17 protein-coding genes and 1 pseudogene are annotated in these 22,792 nt (G+C 44.7%); 10 read left to right on the forward strand and 8 right to left on the reverse strand.

The window, feature by feature from the left end; translation table 11 throughout:
* Nucleotides 1-87 precede the first annotated feature (87 nt).
* The 3 genes from OSC7112_RS22045 to OSC7112_RS22055 form a co-directional block, all read right to left on the reverse strand.
* Nucleotides 88-2,115 carry an adenylate/guanylate cyclase domain-containing protein gene (locus OSC7112_RS22045; protein WP_015177981.1) on the reverse strand — a complete coding sequence of 676 codons (2,028 nt, stop codon included), beginning with the start codon at nt 2,113-2,115 and terminating at the stop codon, nt 88-90.
* Nucleotides 2,081-6,781 (reverse strand): PAS domain S-box protein, encoded by a 4,701-nt coding sequence (locus tag OSC7112_RS22050; protein ID WP_015177982.1) that lies wholly within the window; start codon nt 6,779-6,781, stop codon nt 2,081-2,083. The genes OSC7112_RS22045 and OSC7112_RS22050 overlap by 35 nt, the downstream gene beginning before the upstream one ends.
* Before the next feature lie 767 nt (nt 6,782-7,548).
* The gene (locus tag OSC7112_RS22055) at nt 7,549-8,058 is read right to left on the reverse strand and encodes a hypothetical protein (protein WP_015177983.1); all 510 of its coding nucleotides are present in this window, start codon (nt 8,056-8,058) and stop codon (nt 7,549-7,551) included.
* 77 nt (nt 8,059-8,135) lie between these two features.
* On the opposite strand from OSC7112_RS22055, the gene OSC7112_RS22060 reads away from it, so the two are divergent.
* From OSC7112_RS22060 to OSC7112_RS22090, 7 genes are all read left to right on the forward strand, one after another.
* Nucleotides 8,136-9,053 carry a histone deacetylase family protein gene (locus OSC7112_RS22060; protein ID WP_015177984.1) on the forward strand — a complete coding sequence of 306 codons (918 nt, stop codon included), beginning with the start codon at nt 8,136-8,138 and terminating at the stop codon, nt 9,051-9,053.
* 142 nt (nt 9,054-9,195) lie between these two features.
* Nucleotides 9,196-10,206, forward strand: a complete 1,011-nt coding sequence (locus tag OSC7112_RS22065) for a glycosyltransferase family 2 protein (RefSeq protein ID WP_015177985.1) — start codon at nt 9,196-9,198, stop codon at nt 10,204-10,206.
* 195 nt (nt 10,207-10,401) lie between these two features.
* Nucleotides 10,402-10,983 carry a serine O-acetyltransferase gene (locus OSC7112_RS22070; RefSeq protein WP_015177986.1) on the forward strand — a complete coding sequence of 194 codons (582 nt, stop codon included), beginning with the start codon at nt 10,402-10,404 and terminating at the stop codon, nt 10,981-10,983.
* Nucleotides 10,976-11,632, forward strand: a complete 657-nt coding sequence (locus tag OSC7112_RS42200) for an acyltransferase (protein ID WP_071884000.1) — start codon at nt 10,976-10,978, stop codon at nt 11,630-11,632. Before OSC7112_RS22070 ends, OSC7112_RS42200 begins: the two co-directional genes overlap by 8 nt.
* A 68-nt stretch (nt 11,633-11,700) precedes the next feature.
* Nucleotides 11,701-12,216, forward strand: coding sequence for a serine O-acetyltransferase (locus OSC7112_RS22080; protein WP_015177988.1), 516 nt, complete (start codon nt 11,701-11,703; stop codon nt 12,214-12,216).
* Between the two features lie 97 nt (nt 12,217-12,313).
* Nucleotides 12,314-13,327: a glycosyltransferase family 2 protein gene (locus OSC7112_RS22085; RefSeq protein ID WP_015177989.1), complete on the forward strand. Its 1,014-nt coding sequence runs from the start codon at nt 12,314-12,316 to the stop codon at nt 13,325-13,327.
* 46 nt (nt 13,328-13,373) lie between these two features.
* Entirely contained in the window at nt 13,374-14,669 is a 1,296-nt protein-coding gene (locus tag OSC7112_RS22090) for a glycosyltransferase family 4 protein (protein ID WP_015177990.1), read from the forward strand.
* Nucleotides 14,670-14,859: 190 nt separating this feature from the next.
* Here OSC7112_RS22090 and OSC7112_RS22095 read toward each other — a convergent pair.
* Nucleotides 14,860-16,060, reverse strand: a pseudogene (locus OSC7112_RS22095) (ISAs1 family transposase).
* A 244-nt stretch (nt 16,061-16,304) separates the two neighbouring features.
* On the opposite strand from OSC7112_RS22095, the gene OSC7112_RS22100 reads away from it, so the two are divergent.
* Together OSC7112_RS22100 and OSC7112_RS22105 are read left to right on the forward strand one after the other, a co-directional pair.
* Nucleotides 16,305-16,619, forward strand: a complete 315-nt coding sequence (locus OSC7112_RS22100; RefSeq protein ID WP_041622677.1) for a hypothetical protein — start codon at nt 16,305-16,307, stop codon at nt 16,617-16,619.
* A gap of 281 nt (nt 16,620-16,900) precedes the next feature.
* Nucleotides 16,901-17,401 carry a helix-turn-helix domain-containing protein gene (locus OSC7112_RS22105; protein ID WP_041622678.1) on the forward strand — a complete coding sequence of 167 codons (501 nt, stop codon included), beginning with the start codon at nt 16,901-16,903 and terminating at the stop codon, nt 17,399-17,401.
* Between the two features lie 693 nt (nt 17,402-18,094).
* Here the strand turns inward: OSC7112_RS22105 and OSC7112_RS41215 are convergent.
* On the reverse strand, nt 18,095-18,478 hold the full coding sequence (locus tag OSC7112_RS41215; protein ID WP_223300667.1) for a hypothetical protein: 384 nt from the start codon (nt 18,476-18,478) through the stop codon (nt 18,095-18,097).
* The gene (locus tag OSC7112_RS41220; protein WP_223300668.1) at nt 18,432-19,145 is read right to left on the reverse strand and encodes an IS4 family transposase; all 714 of its coding nucleotides are present in this window, start codon (nt 19,143-19,145) and stop codon (nt 18,432-18,434) included. Before OSC7112_RS41220 ends, OSC7112_RS41215 begins: the two co-directional genes overlap by 47 nt.
* Before the next feature lie 195 nt (nt 19,146-19,340).
* Here OSC7112_RS41220 and OSC7112_RS22120 point away from each other — a divergent pair, with 195 nt between their 5' ends.
* The gene (locus OSC7112_RS22120) at nt 19,341-20,594 is read left to right on the forward strand and encodes a glycosyltransferase family 4 protein (protein ID WP_015177992.1); all 1,254 of its coding nucleotides are present in this window, start codon (nt 19,341-19,343) and stop codon (nt 20,592-20,594) included.
* 170 nt (nt 20,595-20,764) lie between these two features.
* On the opposite strand, the gene OSC7112_RS22125 is transcribed toward OSC7112_RS22120, so the two are convergent.
* Together OSC7112_RS22125 and ycf46 are read right to left on the reverse strand one after the other, a co-directional pair.
* Complete coding sequence (locus OSC7112_RS22125; protein ID WP_006635781.1) at nt 20,765-21,118, reverse strand: DUF1257 domain-containing protein; 354 nt, start codon at nt 21,116-21,118, stop codon at nt 20,765-20,767.
* A gap of 130 nt (nt 21,119-21,248) precedes the next feature.
* Nucleotides 21,249-22,769 (reverse strand): stress-responsive protein Ycf46, encoded by a 1,521-nt coding sequence (gene ycf46 / locus OSC7112_RS22130; protein WP_015177993.1) that lies wholly within the window; start codon nt 22,767-22,769, stop codon nt 21,249-21,251.
* Nucleotides 22,770-22,792: the final 23 nt, after the last annotated feature.

Raw genomic sequence — 22,792 nt, forward strand, 5'->3', positions numbered from 1 at the left:
ACCAGGTTAACTAAATAAACATACTCGCTTCTTCCTTCTTCCTTCTTCCTTCTTCCTTCTTCCTTCTTCCTTCTTCCTTCCCAATTTTCACTTTTTTTGTAGCAGCCAATAAGTCATCATATCCCCCTTACCTTTTACCGGAATCACGCCTCGCCTCTCAAACAAATACTTATCTTTCAAAAGCTCATAAGTAACATCCGTAACTTGAATGCTGCCTGCAAAACCCGTAGCTTCCATCCTCGCCGCTACATTCACCGTATCTCCCCACAAATCATAGGTAAACTTGCTCACACCAATTACTCCCGCAACCACCGGCCCGGAATTGATGCCAACGCGAATGGCCAGTTTTTCCCCTGTCTCGGCGCACAACTTTGCTATTTTTGCCTGCATTCCCAGGGCCATTTGGGCGATCGCCTCGGCGTGATCCTGTCTCGGCGTAGGCAACCCCCCGACTACCATGTAAGCATCGCCAATAGTCTTAATTTTCTCCACACCGTACTTTTCAGCTAACTGGTCGAAGTGCGAAAAAATTACGTTCAAGCGCTTTACCAACTCGGTGGGAGACATTCTCGCAGACAACTCAGTAAAGCCAACAATATCAGCAAATAAAACACTTACTTGGGCAAAACTGTCGGCGATCGTGCTTTGCTCTGCCTTCAAGCGTTCTGCAATTGGTTTGGGTAAAATATTTAACAGCAACTTCTCGCTTTGTTCTTGTTGAACTTTTAGCGCTTCTTGCGCTAATTTGCGCTCTGTAATGTCAGAAACAGTACCCTCATAGTAGAGTAGCTCACCTTTTGAATCTCGAACAGCCCGAACATTTTCTGACACCCAAATCCGGCGCCCGTCTTTGCGACATACCATAGATTCAAACCCCGAAACGGCATTTTCAGCATCCATAGCAGCCACAAATTCGAGGCGGCGTTCCGGGTCAACGTAGAGTTGCTGAGCAATATTTTTAATCTCGGACATCAGTTCTTCTGGCGAGTCGTAACCGTACAATTTTGCCAAAGCTGGATTAGCGCTGAGATAGCCTCCTGAAGGCGTGCTTTGAAAAATGCCTTCCATCGCATTTTCTACAATGCTGTGATATTTTTCTTGGGCAATACGCAGCAACTCTTCTGCTTGTTTGCGCTGAATCAAAGAACCTAATTGAGTGCCGACCGCATTAAACACGTCTATAAATCGTGCATCTTTCCCACCCGACGAACTTTTAAAGAAAACTAGCACTGCCAATACTTCATCGCCTACCAAAATCGGCACGCCAAAACCCGCTTTGAATCCGAGTTCTAGTGCTATCTGACTTCGGAAAAAATCGGGGTAGCCCCTGGAAATATCTTCTACCCATTCCGCTTGCTTGGATGCCCAAACTCGTCCCGGCAGCCCTATATTCATGGCAAATGTTAGTTGTTCGCTTTGCCTGCGGAACGCATCCATCCTCGCGTTGCTTGCATACCAGCCCCGGGCAGATTGCAGCACAGTTCCTTCTGCATCGGGAATCCAAGCTTCTCCTACATCCCATCCGATTGTTTCGCCAACTTGGTGCAAAATTACTTCTAAAGCTGAGTGAAAATCTACAGCTTCGCCGATCGCCCGCGTAGTTTCCAGCAAAAACCGGATTGATTCTTCAGCCCGCTGCCGTTCTGCGATTTCTTCCTGCAATCTAGAATTGCGATCGTGCAGTTCCCTAGCTTGCAGTTGCAGTTTGGATTGCAGCGAACGAAGGGAAAGTTGGTTTTGGACGCGGGCTAAGACTTCTTCTACTTGAAACGGTTTAGTAATATAATCCACTCCTCCTACTTGAAAAGCTTTAACTTTTTCCAGTACGTCATCTAGCGCACTAATAAAAATTACCGGAATATCTTTACTTTTTTCGCTTAACTTTAACTGCTCGCAAACTTCATACCCGTTCATTTGCGGCATATTAATATCTAGTAAAATTAGATCGGGAGGAGATATTTGCGCCCCTTGCAGAGCCAAGTTTCCGTTAATAGCCTTCCTGACATGATACCCGTGAGATGTCAGCATAGTAGATAAAAGTCGCAAATTATCCGGCATATCGTCAACGATCAGAATGTCTTTAGGAATCGCTGGTAATGGATGGTCGTTCATCATAATATAATTGAGTTAAATCGATAATGATATCTATCCGAAAATTATCGACTAAATCTGTTAAAGCCTTAGCGAGATTTGCCTCAGTTTCGGGAATTTCCTCGATCAGTTCGAGGATGCGGTTGTCGTCAACACAAAGTGCTGCTCGGTGCAACTCGACCACCCAGTCTGTGGGCATTACACTCAAATCCTCGGTGGTCAAACTTTTAAGCAGCGTCGGTGTTGAAAAAGAAGTAGATAAGTTTTCTTTCTCATAAATATAACGCAGGTTGAGGTGATGCGCTATCTTTTCAAAGAGTACCTCTTCCCGAAACGGTTTACAGATCAAATCGTTACAACCAGCAGACAAAATTATTTGTCGCTGCTCGTCAAAAGCACTGGCAGTCAGGGCAATAATTATTGTTTCTCTACCTTCTAGAGTTTTCTTAATTTGTCTTGTCGCTTCATACCCATCCATCACGGGCATCAGCATATCCATTAATATCAAGTGCGGTTTCCAAGTTGAATGCAAAGCAATTGCTTCTTGACCGTTAGTTGCTTCCCGGACTTCAAATCTCAGGGGTACCAACAGCTTAAGCAGCAGTTGGCGATTTTCCGCTACATCTTCAACTATTAATATCCGATAAGTGTCTTGTCCGGCTTCTAAACCAATAACTTGTTTAATCGGTGATTTTTCTTGTTCATCACTTTCTGTTACTAAGTCAACCCAGATATTAAAGCTGAAAATTGTTCCTTGACCGAGTTGACTTTTAACAGCAATCTCACCCCCCATAATCCGGACAAACTGTTGGCTGATCGGCAACCCCAGACCAGTTCCCTGCATGGATTTTCGACCAGTTTCGGTTTGTATAAAGGGCTTAAATAATGTGGCAAGTTCCAAGGGAGAAATGCCTGGCCCCGTGTCGGAAATTTCAAAATATAATTGGGATTTATTTTCTTCTGTGGCGTCTTTTTCCGCTTGGCTGCTGACGCGCAAAGTAACGGTTCCCTGCTGAGTAAATTTAATCGCATTGCCGACCAGGTTAATTAAAACTTGCCGCAATTTAGCTTCGTCTGTTTGAATGTACTGCGGCAAATCATCGGCATTTTCAAAGATTAGGTGCAAACCTTTTGAGTTGGCTTTTAGTTGCAGCATTTCTTTGAGACTGTTGAGAAGGTTGTAGAGATTGAAGCGGCTTGGATTGATGGTAATTTGACCTGCTTCTATTTTGGACATTGACAAAACATCATTGATGAGTTCTAGCAAATGTTCGCCACTGCGGTTAATAATTTCTATGTATTCTTTTTGTTCTTCCGTGATAGAACTGTTGCGGGCCATGACTTGGGAAAAACCGAGAATGGCGTTGAGAGGTGTGCGGAGTTCGTGGCTCATGGAAGCTAGAAATTGGCTTTTGGCGCGGTTGGCAACTTCGGCGTTTTCTTTGGATTTAATCAGTTCCATGGACTGCCTTTGAGTGCGGGCGAACAATTCCGCTTGCTGTAATGCTACTCCTAGCTGAGTACCTACATCAACTGCAACGTTGATTTCTGCTTCACTCCACTGGCGGGGAGCAGAATTTTGATAGGATGCTAGTAATCCCCAGAGCTTCTTGCCGGAAAAGATTGGTACAATAATGTAGGATTTAGCTTGAAATTTTTCTAGCAATTGGATGTAACAATTATCGAAACCTTGCTTGTAAATATCTGGGACACAAAGGTAAGTTTTACCTCGGCTGTAGGCTCCGCCTTGGGTTTGTTGCAAATAGGTATCGTGGACTTCTGGTGAGATACTATCTAATTTTTGGACGAGGCAAAGTTCGCTGTCTAAAGCGCCTTCAGTCAGGTTAGAATTTACATCCTGTGCTTGGATGAAAGAAACCCACTTGCGGTCAAGGGATTCGGCTACAAATTCGCCACTCCAGTCTGGATTGAAACGGTAAATAGCGACTCGATCGCACTTCATGGTTTGGCGCAATTCTCGGGTTGTGGCGTGAAAAATTTCTCGGATATCTAAAGTCTGCCGCATTCTTTCAATGATGCGGGCGATCGCTCTTTGTCGTAAAGCACTTTCTTGCAGTTCGGTTTCTGCTTGCTTGCGTTCGGTAATATCTACAGCCATTAAAGCAATGCCGATCGCTGTACCGTTATCGTCAATTAGCTGAGTATTGTACCACTCGCAGATGATAATTCTGCCGTCTTTAGTCAGATTTTCGGTAGTGCCGCTGGATTTGGCATTCAAGTCATGATTGAAAATCTCAGATAATTGCGGGTGGTAGCTTTCAGGTACGATCAAATCGGAGGCGACTCGACCAATCGCTTCTTGCTCACTGTAGCCAAAAATAGCAACGGCTGCGGGATTCCAAGTGATAATTTCTAAATTGAGGTTTAATTCGATAATTGCGATCGGCGTTTGCTGCAATAAAAATGAGATTCTTTGCTGCGATGCTAGCAGTTTTTCTTGGGCTAATTTGCGGTCTGTAATGTCATTAGCAGTGCCGAGAATTTGTTTGGGTTTACCATCGCTTGTTCTGAGAAATACTGTATCCCAACTGTGCATCCACCGCCATTCACCGTTTTTGTGTTTCATTCGGTATTGACATTCAATGACCTCACCGTCTTTGGCTTCATTTACTTTTTGGATGCTTTCAAAAAAGTTTGGCAAATCGTCGGAGTGCATCAGAAGTGGCATCATTGCTGTACCCATATCTTGTATTTCTTGGGCGGTGTATCCGAGCATCGTCGAAATTTGTCGGTTGGTATAAACATTCCGCTGTTCAATTACATCGTAAACGTACAATAGGTTGGGATTGGAATCGGCGATCGCTTGAATGAAGTGCTGGCTCTCTCTGAGTGCGGATTCTGTTTGTTTGCGAGCGCTAATATCTCGCGCCACGATAATCACTGAATCTGGAGTCAGCGGAGAAACTTTAGCGTCGAGGCAAACTTCGCGCTCTCGGACTTCAAAGCTATATTCAATATTGACGCTTTGCTTCGTTTTGAGAACTTGTTGGATGGCATTTAATACTAAATCTGCCACAGGTTTCGGCAAGACTTCATGGGCGGTTTTGTTAATCATTTCGCTGGGAGGTTTCACCAAATTCGTTGATGCTGTGGGGGCGATTTTGATGCAGCGCCCTGCTGCATTTCTCACTAAAACTGTGTCAGTCATGGCGGCAAAAATAGCCCGTAATTCTGCTTCAGATTCTTGCAGAGCTTCCTCAGCGCAGATGCGGGTGCGAATTTCTGCTTGTAGCAATTTATTTTGCCGATCGAGCTGCACAAGCCGGTTTTTTTCTCGATCGATCAGTTTAGCTTGAGCGATAGCGAGCCCTACTTGAGCCGCCACAGCTTCTAATAAGTCGATTTCATCGGAAGTCCATTCCCGGTAACGATCGCATTGGTGCAAACAGATAGCGCCGTTTGCCCTGCCTTGGTAGGAAGTGCGAATTGCCAGCATCGATTTTAACCCAACCTTCTGGCAAATCGGTTGAACAGCTTGCAACAGAGGATCTGAATAAACATTGTTGGAGGCGATCGCCGTATCTTGTATCATCATTTGTACGACGTGAGGATTGCCCCAAATTGGAATGGGTACGTTCCAAATAGATTGGCACTCGGGTTCGAGATACTCGGCCGCCAGAGGAATATCGACTTGAGGAGTAGTAACGTAAGTATGAATTAAACAGCGATTGACGCGGAATGCCAAACCGATTTGAGTTGCAGCTATTTGAAATATTTTTTCTGGCTGCAAGCTCGATCGAATTTCTTGAGTTATTTTTGCAATCAGCAATTGTCGCTGAACTTGCCGTTCTAAAGCAGCCTTAGCTCCAGCCATTTCTATTTCTGTGTGCTTGCGATCGCTGATATCAAAAAGTACGCCATACCAAACAATATCGCCATTATCGCGCATTTCTGGTCGAGAATTTGATTGCAGCCATTTGAGTTTACCCGACGGCGTAACAATCCGCCATTCAAAGGCAAAAGGTTCTAAACTTCGAGCGCTCGCCGCAATTTTTTCATCCAGATATTCTCGATCGTCTGGATGATTTTGATCGAAGCACAAGGAGGGATTTTTTAATATTTGTTCACACTCTAATTCGTAAATCTCCCGACAAGCATAACTAATGTATTCAAATTGGAAACTTCCATCGGGCTTCTTGATAAATTGATAAAGAACTCCCGGTATATTGACCGCCAATTTTTGCAACCGCGCTTTGCTTTCCCTGAGTGATTGTTCTGTCTGCTTGCGAACTTCCACCTCTTGTTGCAGTTGGGCATTCTGCTGTTTTAATTGTTTTGATAGCTGTTGTATAGTCAATTGACTTTCGATCCGCACTAAAACTTCTTCCACTTGAAAAGGCTTAGTAATGTAGTCAACACCCCCTACTTCAAAAGCTTTGACTTTGTGAAAAGTTTCATCAAAAACGCTCAAGAAAATAACCGGAATTTCCCTCATTTTCTCATTAGCTTTCAGTCGGGTACAGACTTCGTATCCGTTCATTTTGGGCATGGCAATATCTAGCAAAATTAAGTCTGGAAGAACGGTTAAATTAGCATTGACCGCCATTTCTCCCGAAATCGCCCGCTGAACTTTATACCCTTCTTTCGTCAATATGTTTGATATAAACCGCAGGTTTTGGGGCTGATCGTCAATAATTAAAATGTGAATATTTTCTTTTTGAAATATCATTTTTTGTCTGATTATTGTGATTGTTTTAATGCTAGCAGAAGATTGAGGATTTAATAAATTTAGCGATTCCTTCAGACCGTAATTATTTATTAAACCTTTTAAAACTCAGCCAACAGAGGATTAAGTTTAGATATTCGCCATCAGCTAACGCACATTCTCTTCTTTAAACTTATTGGTTGCTTGTCTTAAGTTTGCCACTCAAATAAACCCTATTTCACCATATTTTATTCCCCAAACAAATCCCCTTATTAGATATCCAATTAAGTGTGCATAAAAACACTCATCGTTTAGGCACTTCCGACCAAAGTAAGAGGGTTTTTTAAGTTTTTTCAAGGGCTGCTACCAAGTATTTTCGTACAACCCGGTTGATGCGTCCAGGACTGTTTTTTTCCTTGACTTTTGCATTAAAAGTCCCAGGAGGATAACGCAAGTTTCTTGACATTTTGCTGCCACATTCAAAGGGTTTTAGCCGAGATACAGCGGTTCTCAAGCGTGGTGAGGTATGCCCGCTCCATGCCGCGGAGGCCACTCCAGGCCGAGAGTACCTCATTTTTCGCTCGAAAGACTATATACACCGGAACGTAGCGCGAGGCGAAGAAACCGGTTTTTTTTACTATTGTCGCTGCAACGAAGTATGGCTGTAAAAAACCGAGGTTTTGACGCACCCGCCCATCAGTCTTAAGATATTTCTAGGGGACTAAGAGTATAGATGCGATCCCTCCATTGGCACCCAAAGCCTACCATATAAACTATTTTCTCGGTCTTTTCTATGCCAGCAATTCCTTAAGCTTAGCAAAATTTTCATTGCTCAAGTAAATTTTAACTTCTAGTTCTTGCTCAGATTCCCACAGCAGCAGCATATTATCTTCCCCCAAGGCGATTTCGGGATTGTTTAATTCAAGTGTTTGATATTTAACTTCGGGAATTCCTACGCGAATTACCAGTTCCGATTCCAACTGAGGATAGATGTACAATTGCTGTTGCAAATTGTCAAGTTCTAATTTGTCAACAGTGTTGTTACGTTGGACAGGAGAATCGGGTTTGTACCAATAGAGAGTTTCCTCCCGAATTTCGGGATTGACTATCACAAATGTTTCGTCAAAACGCTGGGGTTGCCAGTGAATTTCGCTCAGACCGCCGATTTGCGGAATCAGTCGCTGTACCCAGCTAATTTCTTTGCCGTTGAGGTTTCCCCACCACTGACTGATATTATGGAGATTGTCAGCATTCTCGGGGTCGGTGCTGCCGGACTGCCAGACTGTTTTTAGTTGTTGCATATACAGGTTCTCCAGCGAATGTAAATTTGAGATTGCAGGCGTTCAATTGGAGATTCATTCGTTATACAATAATTTTAATGAAGTTACCAATTATTTACCACGAAGATTACGTTGCACCTCTGCCACCGAATCACCGCTTCCCGATGGCCAAGTTTCGGATGCTTTACCAGATGCTGCTCGCGGACGGGGTAGCAGATAAATCGCAATTTCACGCTCCCGAACTTCCGCCTCAAGAATGGATTGAATTAGTCCACGACCACTGCTACGTTCAAGCTTACTGCAACGGGACGCTCGATAACAAAGCTCAGCGCCGAATAGGTCTGCCTTGGAGCCGGGCCCTTGCCAATCGCACTTGCACTGCGGTGGCAGGAACTGTACTAACTGCCAAGCTCGCTTTAGATTGCGGTTTGGCTTGCAATACTGCGGGCGGAACTCATCACGCCTTCCCTGCTTTTGGGTCGGGTTTTTGTATTTTTAATGATTTGGCGATCGCCTCTCGCGTATTGCAAAAAAGTGGTTTAGTTCGCAAAGTTTTAATTGTCGATTTAGATGTCCACCAAGGAGACGGAACCGCCGTAATTTTCCAAGATGACAGCAGCGTTTTTACTTTCTCGATGCACTGCGAAGTCAATTTTCCCGGCACTAAACAAAAGGGCGATTTAGATGTACCTTTGCCTGTCGGTATGGAGGACGACGAATATTTACAAACATTGGATAAATTTTTACCAGATTTGCTGTCAAGTGTCAAGCCAGATTTAGTTTTGTACGATGCTGGAGTAGACCCTCATCAGGGCGACAAACTGGGAAAATTAGCTTTAACTGATACGGGCTTATTTCGCCGGGAAATGCAAGTTTTGATGGCGTGTTTGGCGGGCGGCTATCCCGTTGCCTGCGTGATTGGCGGGGGCTATTCCGATGACGCTAAGGGGTTAGTTTACCGACATTCGCTGCTGCACCGAGCAGCCAGTCAAGCCTACAGGCAGTATCGACTTTGATCCAGAGCGGCGATACTTCCGAAATATGGCAGAAAAAACAGTCTCCCTCACCCAAACAAATAAAAATGCTATAAGCGATCGCTCCAGCTTGCCAGATAGGTACAACTTGAGCTAAAAAGTTGTTAAACAAACAGCGGTACTTATGTCGAAGGCCAGCGAGTCCAATCACCCCTATCCACTGCTGGTTGTCATTGTTAACTACCGAACCTCTAGTTTGACAATTGACTGCTTGCGCTCTCTAGTTAGCGAAGTTCAATCGCTGCCCGGTATGCGAGTTGTAGTTGGCGACAATGCTTCAGGCGATCGCTCCGTCGCAGAAATTAGTAGTGCGATCGCAAAAGAAGGTTGGAGCGAATGGGCATCCTTCGTTCCCCTAGACCGCAACGGCGGATTTGCCTTCGGAAACAACGCCCTCATCCGTCCCGTCCTCCAATCCACCAATCCTCCCCCTTACTTCCTGCTTCTCAACCCAGACACCATAGTTCGCCCCGGTGCCTTAAAAGCCCTCGTCGATTTCATGGACTCCCACCCCGAAGCAGGCATCGCCGGCAGCCGCTTGGAAGACCCCGACGGCACGCCCCAGGAGTCAGCTTTTCGGTTTCACAACATCTTGACCGAACTCGATTTTGGTTGGCGCACAGGCTTCATATCCAAGTTATTAGCCAACTGGGCTGCCGCGCCTCCCATTTCCCAAGAAACCTGTCAAACTGATTGGGTCGCTGGAGCCAGCATGATCGTCCGTCGCGAAGTATTTGAAAAGATTGGCTTGATGGATGAAGCTTATTTCATGTACTGCGAAGAAATGGACTTTTGTCTGCAAGCGAACAAAGCTGGCTGGAGTTGCTGGTACGTACCGGAGAGTCGCGTTGTCCACCTAGTCGGTCAAAGCTCAGGCGTCACTGACACCAAAAAGCCGGCCAAGCGGCTGCCGACCTATTGGTTTGATTCCCGGCGTCGGTACTTTATCAAAAACTACGGCTTGGTTTACACAGCATTAACAGATGTATCCTGGGCTTCTGGTTTTGCAGTCTGGAGGGTGCGCCGCGTACTTCAAGGCAAACCAGATGGCGATCCACCAAAATTACTCAGGGATTTTGTATTGAATAGTGTATTTTTTAAGGGAGGTAAGATTGAAAAATCAAAAAACTTTTAAATGGAGTTGGTAAATCCGTCAAAGCCAAATAAACCAGGTTAACCTAGGTCAGCAAAATATTTTCGGATGTAGGTCAGACATTAGTATGGTCGATGGAGAAAACCGGGTTGCTCCTTCCTCAAAAATCCGATCGACCAATTAAGATCGTGGGCATCTAGCAATAGAGTAAACAAGAAATAGTGTGAATTACAGCTTATGGTAACTGAGCAAAACTTAATCACCAGTGAAAATCAAGTAGAAAGCCCAGAATTAGGACTTTGGCAACAAATAAAAGAAGACTGGATTGCTCATGGTCGGGATTGGACAAAACCGGGATTTCGTGCCGTAGCAGTTCAACGCTTCGGTGTCTGGAGAATGAAAGTTGAACCCAAGCTACTGCGGGCTCCTTTGAGCATTCTTTATCGATCGCTCTACCGAAAAGTTCGCAATAGTTACGGGATAGACTTGCCTTACACTGTGAAGCTCGGTCGTCGCGTGGTGATTGAACATCAAAACGCTATTATTATTCACGGATACTGTAAAATCGGCGACGACTGCATTATCCGCCAAGGTGTAACGTTGGGAAACCGCTATTTGGACAAACCGCTAGAATCCCCTCAATTGGGCGATCGGGTTAACGTCGGCGCTGGTGCAAAAATCCTCGGAAAAGTAAACTTGGGAGACGACGTAAATATCGGTGCCAATGCTGTAGTTTTATCAGACATTCCAGCCGGTCAAACTGCTGTTGGTATTCCTGCCAAGATTCTTCAATCTACGAAAAACCAGGAAAATGCTTAGATCGACATTGCAAAAAATTATCCGCCATCTTGCCATGCGTTACGGCAAGTTCCCGGGTCTTTACGTCCAATTCTGTAACCCTTGTTCCAAAGAATACACAGAATTTCTCCGCCGCCACGGCAACTTGTACGCGATCGGCGAAAATTGCAGCATCTGGCCAAATACCGTCTTTGGAGATCCCGCCTACACCCGCATCGGCAACAATGTTCACTTCTCATCTTGTACCCTGCTAGGCCACGACGGCTCGATCGCCATGCTTGACCGGGCTTACAACGTTAAACTAGAGGCCGTAGGCAAGATAGATATCCGCGACAACGTATTTATCGGCTTCAATGCGATCGTCCTTCGCAACGTCACTATCGGCCCAAATGCGATCGTCGCCGCCGGTGCCGTCGTCACCAAAGATGTCGCCGAGGGCGATATAGTGGGCGGCGTCCCCGCCAGACCGATAGGCCGCGTCGAAGACTTAGTGAAAAAATTGCAAGCCGAAACTCAAAGCCTGCCCTGGGCAGATTTGATTAACAGCCGCGAGGGCAGCTTCGACCCCGAAATTGAACCCCAGCTCGTAAAGTTACGAGTGTCGCACTTCTACGGCAACACATCCACTCCAACTGCGGCCCAATTCCAGCAATCTACCTACTCAAGTTAGAGATGCCTGTTAAGGTAAACTGCACAAATAAGCACAATTGTCAACATCATCAAAATATTCCACAAACAATGGTTGAGTCAATCACTAAGCCAATCGTTTCTGCTACAGAAGCAGACTGGAGCCGCGAAAAACCCAGCAATTGGTGGGAGCCGAGTCGCCAACTGCTCAAATCTATCCGCAACTATCAAAAGTGGCAGCAGCAGGGTGGGATTTTCGGCTATTTTTTATGCCGTTGGAACATCATTCAGTATCGATTCTGGAGCGTTGTAACTGCAACAGACATCCCTTTAAACTGCCAAATACAAGGAGGACTGGTACTGCCTCATCCTAATGGCATTGTCATTCACCCAAGTGCTTCCATTGGCCCTAACTGTATGATTTTTCAACAGGTGACAATTGTTGCTGATGTCAAAATCGGCGGTCACGTCGATATTGGTGCAGGAGCGAAAATTATTCGCTCCGTAACGATCGGCGATCATGCTTTGATTGGTGCTAATGCTGTGGTGATTTGTGACGTGCCACCAGGTGCAACCGCAGTGGGAATTCCCGCAAAAATCATCGAAAAAAAGACCCCGAAAGTCTGATAAAAATTATAGAAGTCGCAGAAAAATTCTGAAATTAGCTGGACTTTTATTAAAATATACAACGAACTACTCAGTAGTCGAATTCAAGAGGTAAACCTTGAAACAAATTGGATTAGTGGCGATCGGACGAAATGAAGGGCAGCGCCTCCGCCAATGCCTAGTCTCGGCCACAGACAAAGTTGCCCGCGTCGTCTATGTCGATTCCGGCTCAACAGACGGTAGCCTAGAGTTAGCCCGATCGATCGGAGCCGATACACTAGAACTAGACTTATCTATACCGTTTACCGCAGCACGCGCCAGAAACGAAGGCTTTGCCCGCTTGCTGCAACTAGCGCCAGACATCGAATTTGTCCAATTTGTGGACGGTGACTGCGAAGTAGTTGATGGATGGATCGATCGAGCTGAGAGCGAACTCGCAGCCCAACCAGACGTAGCAGCAGTATGCGGGCGCAGGCGCGAACGATACCCCGAAGCAAGCATCTACAACCAATTGTGCGACATTGAGTGGGATACCCCCATCGGCGAAACCAAAGCCTGCGGTGGCGACTCCATGATGCGCGCCACCGCATTTGAGCAAGTCGAAGGTTTCAATCCCGCATTAATAGCCGGCGAAGAGCCCGAACTGTGCTTGCGGCTTCGCCAAAAAGGTTGGAAAATTCTTCGCTTAGACGCAGAAATGACCCTGCACGACGCGCAAATGACCAGTTTCGCTCAGTGGTGGAAGCGGGCTCAAAGAGCGGGTCATGCCTATGCCGAAGGCTCCTGGATGCACGGAAGCGAACCAGAGCGCCATTGGGTCAAAGAAACGCGCAGCACCTGGTTTTGGGGCTTAGTCTTGCCAGCCCTAGCTTTGGCCATGACATGGCCGACAAAAGGCTGGAGCCTGTTACTATTGAGTGGCTACCCCTTAGCAACCTATCGCACCTATAACTATTATATAAAGTATCGGGATCTCACAACTAAAGACGCAGCCATCTACGCTTTGTCATGTGTATTAGCCAAATTTCCGCAGTTACAAGGTCAAATCCAGTTTCACCAGCGCCGATTGCTGGGGCAGCAGAGCAAGCTAATCGAATACAAAACAACCAACTCTATTAATTCAGCCAGCTAGAATTACAGCTAACGTCCCAGAAAGTCCACCCCTGAGTAGCAAACAAATGAGTAATAAAAAATTAAAAGTTTTACTAATTGTAGAACAGTGCAATCCTGAATGGGCATCAGTACCTTTGGTGGGATACAATTTTTTTCAAAAAATAAACAATTTAGTTGATGCCACACTCGTTACCCATATTAGAAATAAACCCGCCCTTGAAAAACACCCAGAATACGAAAAAGTTTTCTATCTTGAAGAATCAAATTTAAATAAACAATATTATAAAATAGTCGAAAAGATTACGGCAAACGGGCGAATAAATTGGCCTCTTTATAATGCCTTGAGCTACCCCATATATGAAGAATTTAATCGGCAAGTATATCAAAAATTTAAAGCAAAAATCCTAAACGGAGACTATGACATAGTTCATGGAATTACCCCGATGATGCCGCGGTATCCGTTTAAGGTAGTCAGTGTCTGCCAGCAGACTCCTTTTATTCTCGGGCCGGTGAATGGGGGAATTCCCTTTCCACCAGGTTTTCAAGAAACGGCCAGACAAGAATTTGCTCAATTCAACTTTTTGAGAGCAGTTGGTAGAGCATTAATTCCAGGTTATGTAGAAACTTACAAAAAAGCAGACAAAATTTTAGCAGGTTCAACCTATACTTTAAATATGCTCAAGGATTTGTTTGCAATCCCCGAGCAAAGAATTGATTTGTTCTACGAAAATGGCATTTCAGAGGAATTTTTAAATCAGACAAATATCCCTAATAAAGATTTCAGCCATATCAATCTGCTTTTTGTGGGTCGATTAGTTCCCTACAAATGCGCTGATATTGTCATTGAGTCTATTGGGAAATTAGACTATGCAATTCAAAGTAAAATCCGCTTAACCATAGTAGGAGACGGCTCAGAAAGAAACAACTTGGAAAACCGAGTGAAGGAGCTTAATTTAGGCGAAATAGTCAGCTTTGCCGGGTGGGTAAATCAACAAGAAACTCTGGATTATTACAGGAAAGCCGATATTTTTTGTTTCCCTTCGATCCGAGAGTTTGGCGGCGCAGTGGTAATGGAAGCTATGGCTTGCGGCCTCCCCTGCATCGTTGCCAATAATGGCGGTATTGGTGAATACGTAAATGAAGAAACTGGTTTTAAGATAGAGCCGACTTCTAGAGAGTATCTCACCCAGGAGTTGACAAATAAAATAAAGATGTTAGTCGAAGATGATCGGCTGCGGGAAAGTATGTCAGCTAAGGCGATTGAAAAAGCCAGAGAATTTGAATGGGAGAACAAGGCCAGAAAAATCGTCGAGATTTATGAAAAACTGCTCGGTGAGAAAGGTACTCGTGCATCGGCATAGTAGTCAGGGTAAACGCATCTAAATTAAGTTGACAGAAAATCATATTTGTGCGTGAGTCTTTTTCTGGAAAAATCCTTCTTAAAACTCTTAAATCCGATGGAATTAACCAAGTAAAAATCGAGCTTTAAGAACTTCTAAATTCTCGAAGCTGAATCAATTTAGATCGGGAATCTGTTTGAGTTTTCGAGTGTTAACTGGCAGAGTTTAAGATTTGGACTAAATAATTATTATCCATTCCCGCCAGATACCGCTTCATTTTTAAACTTCCTTTAAATCCTTTTTCTTGTTTCAGTAAATTGATGGCACTCGCGACGTATAAGAGCAAAGTTTTCAGGAGAATTATCTTTACGAATCCGACTCTTGTCTTCACAAAAAGTAACATCCAATGTCCAATGTAAGCTATTTTCAATACCCCAATGACTGCGAATTGCTTGAGAAATCTTCTCGGCATTACTGCCTAAACTACTCAAATAAAAGCGAACTTCTGTGGTTGTTTTATTCCACAAACGTCTTTCACTTACGATCATCACAACCGTTTTTAATCCAGCCCATAAGGATTGATTATGAAGAGATGGAAGCTCTGAGACTGCCACCGTCCAAATTTGTCTTTTTTCAACTCGATGATGCCCGGCTTCTATTTGTTGATAATAGCTATGCTCTCTGCCACCAAACTCTTCTTTTCGAGCTAATTCAAACCAGTTTTTTACGTCTTCATGAAGAAGTTTTTGATTCCCTTTTAGCGCTAAAAGATAATCTCCTTTCTTCTTAATTATGAGCGCTGCTATTTCTTTCTGACATCCCAAAGCATCGATGGTTATTATGCTTCCAGCAATTTCTAGCAGCTCTAACAAAGCCGGAATTGCCGTCACTTCGTTGGATTTCTTATTGACTTTTTTTTGCCCTAAAACTAATTGATGGGATGAAGACCATGCACTGACTATATGCAATGGCTTTTGGCTGTGATTACGGTCATAAGATTGTTTCATTGTTTTGCCATCAATGGCTATGACTTCTAGCTCCAACTTTTGGGTGATTGAATTTATCCAACTCAAAAAACACTCTTGAAACTGCTGCGGTTCAATTCGAGCAAATACTCGACTAAATGTATCATGAGAAGGAATTCCGTTCGGCAGTTCTAGAAAACCTTTCAGCCATTCATATTTGGTTGTTCCATAGAGTTCTATTGCTTCCCATCCATCTGCACCGCTGATGACAGCTAGAATCGCAATTGCTACAATATCTATTAATAAATGCTGTTTACTTCTTTCTATTCTTGGATCGGTCAAGGTTCCAAAATGGTTTAAAAAACAAGCGTTTAATAAGTGTGTCGGGTTCGATACACCTATTGTTTTTTGTTGGGCAGTTAAAGTCGAAGTAAACCCTTTCGCCATCGATCGCACCTAATTACGCACTTGATTTAGCCCAATACTTCATCATATCATGTTTTAGGTTGAAATTAAGATGCGTTTACCCTGGCATAGTAGTAGATAAATATCCTTGACCTAAAAATTAGAAAGCAGGTACCAAATGAAGGCAAAAATTGGATACTTTCTTCCACAATTTCCAAGACAAACACACATTTTTTTGTGGCGGGAGCGACAATTTATTGCATAACTTGGAATTGAAACAGATTTGATGTCAGCTCAACTGCCCCCGAAAGCGATAGCTTCTCACGTATGGGCAGAAGAAGCTAAAAAAAATACTTTTTATCTATTTCCCTTGGCTGCCAAAATTTTTATTAACTCATTTGTAGAGGTTCTCAAAGCTGAGCCTGCTGCATGGTGGCAGTGCCTCGCAGTTATTGCCAAAGCGGGAGATACATCTTTATATCAAAAGGTTCGGCTATTGGCATTGGTTTTTGTTGCTGGCAAACTAGCAAGGTTAACAAAAACGGCATTGCTGAATCACGGTAGGAAAATAGATAAGTTGGAAATTCCGAAGCTGTTCTGACGCGCTGGTTTCATTTTTTGCAGATTGAGTCGTTCATACCATAAATCAGCAACGCCACAAAAACAAAAGGTTGGTCGCACATCCACGTTCATTAGGGACTTGCGTAAAAATAACATACCAGCTAGGGCGGGCAGATAGTGATATCCCATTTGGGCAAACTTTCCTCCTGTTGCCAAAAAACTTTGGATTTAACTTGGATTTGCTCTAGCTCTTGAGTCGTAATATCAAATAGAAAAAATGGTGCTACAAATAAAGCGAAGGCGATTTTAGGAAAAAGTGTGATGTCAGGAATACTAAAAATAGAGATGGGAGAGTCTTTAGACAGCCTCAAAGAACTATTGGGCAAACAAAAAACTGGGAAGACCAAAGAAAGACTCCAAGCGCTGTATTGGTTAAAAAGTGGGCCAAGTCAGACCGTCGATGAACTGGCATTACGTTTAGGACATCATCGAACTACAGTATCAAGGTGGTTAAGCCTTTACCGTACAGGCGGACTCAACCACCTACTAAACATTAAAACCAGTTCGGGGAGGAGCCCAAAGGTCTCTCCAGAAATTGAAAATCGTTTAGTGTCAGAACTCTCTGACCCAGAAGGTTTTGCGAGTTATCAAGAAGTGCAAGTGTGGTTGAAGATAGCGTGGGATGTAGAGATGTCTTACACCGGAGTGCGTAAATTAGTCCGATATCGCTTGCAGTCGAAGTTAAAAGTGCCACGACCGCAGGATGCTAAACAAAAAGAAGGAGCAGTAGAGAGCTTTAAAAAAAACTCTGTCAAAGTATAAATGAACGGCTTGAACCCCTAGGCAGTCTGCGAGACATCTATAAAAACCTGCGCTACTGGTGTGAGGATGAAAGCCGAATAGGACTCAAGACATCCTAGGGAAAAAAGCTAACTCTCAAAGGAGTGCAGCCAGTAGGAATCGAACAATGGCAATTCGAGTATCTATGGTTGTATGGGTTGGTTGAACCCAAAACTGGGTCAAGCTTTTTTTATGAATTCTGTCATCTAGATAGTATTTGCTGTGAAAAGTATTTAGAGCTATTCGCCAAACAATATCCGGAAGACTTACATATTATCCAGTTAGATAATGGTCCTTTACATCAAGCTTGGGAATTAGCCATTCCTGATAACATTGTGTTATTATGTCAACCCCTTATAGCCCACAGGTCAATCCCATTGAAAGATTCTGGAAAGAACTGAAAAAACAGTTAAAATGGCAGCTTTTTGATGACTTAGATGACCTGCGACAAACTTTGTCCAAAGAAATTAATCAATTAACTCGTGAACTGATTAGCTCTGTGAGCGGATGGAAATTTATTTGAGACGCCCTATCTGTAGCAAACATTTAGGTAATTGATCTGGGGGGGTGACAAAGAGGTCTACGATATAGACTGTATAAGGGTTGCTGCCCGCATACCTTGTTGATAAAAGCGCCGTTTAGAAGGAGTTAACTTGCGTTTACTGTTCAACCTCGTCAGAATATTGTCCCTTGATAATTCACCCACTTTTCTCCATCTAAACCAACACCAAATGTACTCCGTCTTCGATATCTTTTTTTAGGTTCTTTGCGACGAGATACATATTTTTGTACCTGCTTTTTCTTCAGTTCAGTGCCTTGAAATATTGCCCAAGTGTACGCAAGTGTCATGAGCAGAATCATGTTAATAAGTCGGTCTCCTTTTAAGCTAGTTCCTTCAAGATCGTAGCCGACTGTTTTACAGTCTCGGAACATTTCTTCAATACCCATCCGTTGCTTGTAAGCATCGATAGCTGCCGGCAATGACCCTAAATCTGTGAGAATAAACCATGCTTCATCGACCTTCCATCCCCCGTAGTTTCTTTTCCACGCTACTTGCAAGCTCAAATCCAGTAGCAGGCTGACTTTTTCTCACTCTTTTACCTTGAAAATATAAAGAGGTGCCTGGTACTATTCCTAATTCATCTAACCGTTGCCAAACTAAATGTTCCGTTTCGACACAATGATTCTTTTTCAGTCTTAAACAAAAAAATACACCCTTTTCCCTCAGCCAGTTTCCCAAATCGACAGAACAAAATTCACGGTCTCCTAAAACGATGACTTTATATTCTGAAAATAATGGTAAAACTTGCTGTAAATTGGTAGTCTGTGACTCGAAGCTACTGTTTCCCAATTTTGGCAACAGTGACCAGTATAATGGAATTGCTCTTCGCTCCCAGATCAGGCTAACCATAAAGAGATTAATCTGCCCCCATTGACTGCGGTCGATTGCGATTGATAAAGTTTGACCAACACGGCAATAAGTAATCAACCAATAAGTAATTAATGGGAACCAAATTAGTGAGATAGTTAAGTGAGGCAAATCGAGAAACCTTTGTAGTTTTCTACGCCGACTTTCTGTTGTAATTGGATAGGGAAATACCCGCGAGAGCCGTTCTAATCTCACTTGTTTTTCTGATTGTATCAAGGGTAGCAAGATTTCAATCAGTTTAAATTGAGCTGAACTTAGTTGTTTTTTTAAATGAATGAGGTAGAATGTTGGTATCATTATTTTTGAGATAGGCAAGCGTGTAACAATTATGCTGCCTATCTTTTTTGAGCAGCGGATTGGCTCAATCCTTACAAAGTATGGGTTTGGGGCTGGTTGTTACCCCCCCAGGTAATTGATATAACCAGTCTTAGTTGTTCCAAAGAAGAAATCTAATCTAAGATTACATAAATCCAGTTGGACCCAAAATAAGTTATGCGAATTTTAATTGTTGCTCAGAATGCCTCAACTAAATTCGGTGGCGAGGCATTGTTGCCGCTGAACTACTTCAGGATACTTCGATCGCGCCAAATAGAAACATGGTTAGTAGTTCACGCACGCACACAGGCTGAACTAAAAGCTCTGTTTCCGGAAGATGGCGATCGAATGCACTTCGTGTCCGACACTTGGGTACATCGGCTGCTTAACAATATCTGCGGATTTTTGCCTCCAAGCATAGGCGCACCTACTATAGGCTTGCTCAGCCACCTCTACACCCAACAGATCCAGCGGCGCATTGTCCGGCGGCTGGTGAGCGAACACCAGATTGATGTTGTACACGAGCCAACACCAGTATCGCCAAAATTCCCTTCGCTAATGTTCGGATTGGGAGCACCGATAGCGATGGGGCCGCTCAATGCGGCAGTTAAATATCCTGCGACATTTCAACTATCGCGCAAAAGTCTTGCAATCGAGAGTTTAATAGGATTCGGTCACAAGTTTGTCGATGTCTTCAACCGCCTGTTACCCGGCAAAATCCAAGCCGAGACACTGTTAGTGGCAAACGATCGGACGAAGCAGGCACTTCCATCAGGAGTGCGCGGTAAAATTATTGAACTTGTGGAAAACGGCGTGGATTTCTCGGTGTGGCGATCGGACTCTACCGCACCAAAGCAACCCAATCAACAGGTTCATTTTGTGTTCTTGGGGCGGCTGGCAGACTGGAAGGGTGTAGACATACTGCTGGATGCCTTCGTAGCCGTCGCAGCTCAAATCAGTGCTGTCTTGGAAATCATCGGCGATGGGGAGATGCGGGGCGAACTAGAAGCTCAAACAGCTCGTTTGGGACTGGGCGGCAGAGCTGTATTCCGGGGCTGGCTGTCTCAGGAGGAGTGCGCTATCAAACTGCAACAAGCTGATGCGCTGGTGCTGCCGAGTTTGCGGGAGCCTGGGGGAGCAGTGGTGCTGGAGGGAATGGCCCTGGGGCTGCCCGTCATTGCGATGAATTGGGGCGGTCCCGCAGATTATCTGAATTCCACTTGCGGTATTTTAATAGAACCGACCTCTAAAGAAGAACTTGTCAAGGGACTGACAGATGCGATGCTCAAGCTCGCTCATTCACCAGAATTGCGGCAGAGTATGGGTTGTGCGGGACGGGAACGAGTCCGGCAGCATTTTGATTGGGAACGCAAAGTCGATCGAATACTTGAAATTTATCAACAAACGATCGACGATTACCCCAAGCATTAGGTAGCCGACCATTAAAGCATAAAGCAGCAGCTTTCAACCTGAAAGCTGCTGAGTGGGGGTGCTAAAAAAGTATGTGGCGGTCCCAAGACCCCCATCTACATCCTAGCGAGCTAAAAACGGGTTAACCCGTTTGTTTGGTTAACCCGCGAGCTTGGAAAGATGCAGTTCAATTAGTTTTGCACTACCAGCTTAACGTTGGCATTTTGCAAACCGCGCTGCTTGACTGCTGCCAAGGTTTTGTTAACTGCGTACTTCTGGTTGATGGAGTTGATTAACTCAGTTTGATTGTGCTTTTTGGCGACGCCCCAGAGGTCGGCAATCAGGTCAAAAGAACCATCGCTATTGCGAGACCAACCCAGGTCATATTCGCCTTCCAGAATCGCTACGATGTCGGAGCGAACGCGCTGACCGTTATAGCCACGAACATCAGCTTCTGACTTGACTGAAATGCCCAAGTCGCGCAGGGAAGCTTTCAGGATTTCGGCATCGGTGATTTTGGTACGCAGTGTGCTAAAGTGAGACATTGGATTTCCTCCTAATACAACTGAGAGAGAAACAACAACGGTCTGGATTTAACGGTGCCGCTTGGCGGCTCTTGAATCGAACTGCTAGCTGTTGCTAGCCTTTGCTCCTGTTTGGACCAGGAGAAAGCTTTTAGAATTCCATTCGCTGGTATTCAGCGACGGAAGACGCAGCGGGCCGTGCACGCTGTCTAGCCCAATCTCGCAGGGCGGTGACCTGTTCGGTCATTGTTTTAGACAGTGGCATTGTGGATTTAATGGCCGCGATGATGTCTAGCTGCGTAAACTCTCGATCTTGAGCGAAGGCTTCGTACATTGCGGCTACTAGCGCTTGCTCAATCTCTGCACCTGAAAAGCCCTCGGAAACATTGGAAAGTTGCTCTAAATCGAAGCGAGTAATTTCCCGACGCCGCTTTGACAGGTGAATCTTAAATATATCTTGGCGTTCTTCTTTGGTAGGCAGGTCAACAAAGAAGAGTTCGTCGAACCGACCTTTCCTCAAGAATTCTCCCGGCAACCGCTCGATTCGGTTGGCTGTTGCCATTACGAAGACAGGGGAAGTCTTTTCTTGCATCCAAGTGAGGAACGAACCGAAAATCCGGCTGGACGTGCCTCCGTCTGAGTCGGCTGAACCAGTGCCTCCTGCAAAGGCTTTGTCTAGTTCGTCGATGAAGAGGATGGCTGGAGAGATGGATTCTGCAGTTTTGAGGGCATTGCGGAGGTTGGCTTCCGATCGACCCACCATTGAGCCGTCGTAGACTCTACCCATATCTAGCCTCAGCAGGGGCAGTCCCCAGAGGCGGGAGGTGGTCTTGGCAATCAGCGATTTTCCGCATCCCGGTACGCCGAGAATTAACATCCCTTTCGGTTGGGGCAGGCCGTATTCTCTCGCCCTTTCTGTAAAGGCGTTGGAACGCTGTCTCAGCCACCGCTTCAGCTCTTCTAAACCGCCGACTGCATCCAGGGTTTCGTCTTCTTCAATGAACTCTAGAATGCCGTTGCGCCGAATTAATTGCTTTTTCTCCGAAAGAACTATGTCTACTTCTTCTTCTGTTAGGCGCCCCGTCGAAACTTGGGCTTTGCGATAAACTTTTTCAGCTTCGTCCTTGGTCAATCCCAAGGCTGCTTTTAAAAGCTTTTCTCGCCCTTCTGTGGTAATGCGTCGCGATTTCGTTTGCTCCAACTGACCAGACAATACTTGGTTGAGTTCCTTCATGTCTGGCAAGGCGAAGTCTAATACCACTACTTCCTTTTCTAGCTCGATCGGAATTTGCTGCAAAGGAGACATCAGTATAATTGTCTTTTGCGTTCCTTTGAAGTTGGCGATCGCATCTCGCAACCACCTCGTTACCGGAGGAGAATCTATAAAAGGATGCAAATCTTTGAAAATGTAGATGCTAGCGTTACTGTTTGGTTCTCGCTGCCTGATCACCCATTCAATTGCTGCCTCTGGCGAGACGGTGTTGTGTTGGGTGGTGGTGCGGGGTTGACCGTACTCCACAATGCCGTGAGTTACAGTCCAGATAAATACTCGTCGCTGTGGTTTTGCTTGAGCTATTGTCGAAATTGCTTGCTCACACCGCTCTTCCTCGGATGTCACGAGGTAGATCAGAGGATATTGAGCTTGGATTAGAATACTGATCTCTTCTTGCATAGTCCTCGACCCACTAGAGACGG

The sequence above is a fragment of the Oscillatoria nigro-viridis PCC 7112 genome, from assembly GCF_000317475.1.
Taxonomy (GTDB): domain Bacteria; phylum Cyanobacteriota; class Cyanobacteriia; order Cyanobacteriales; family Microcoleaceae; genus Microcoleus; species Microcoleus nigroviridis.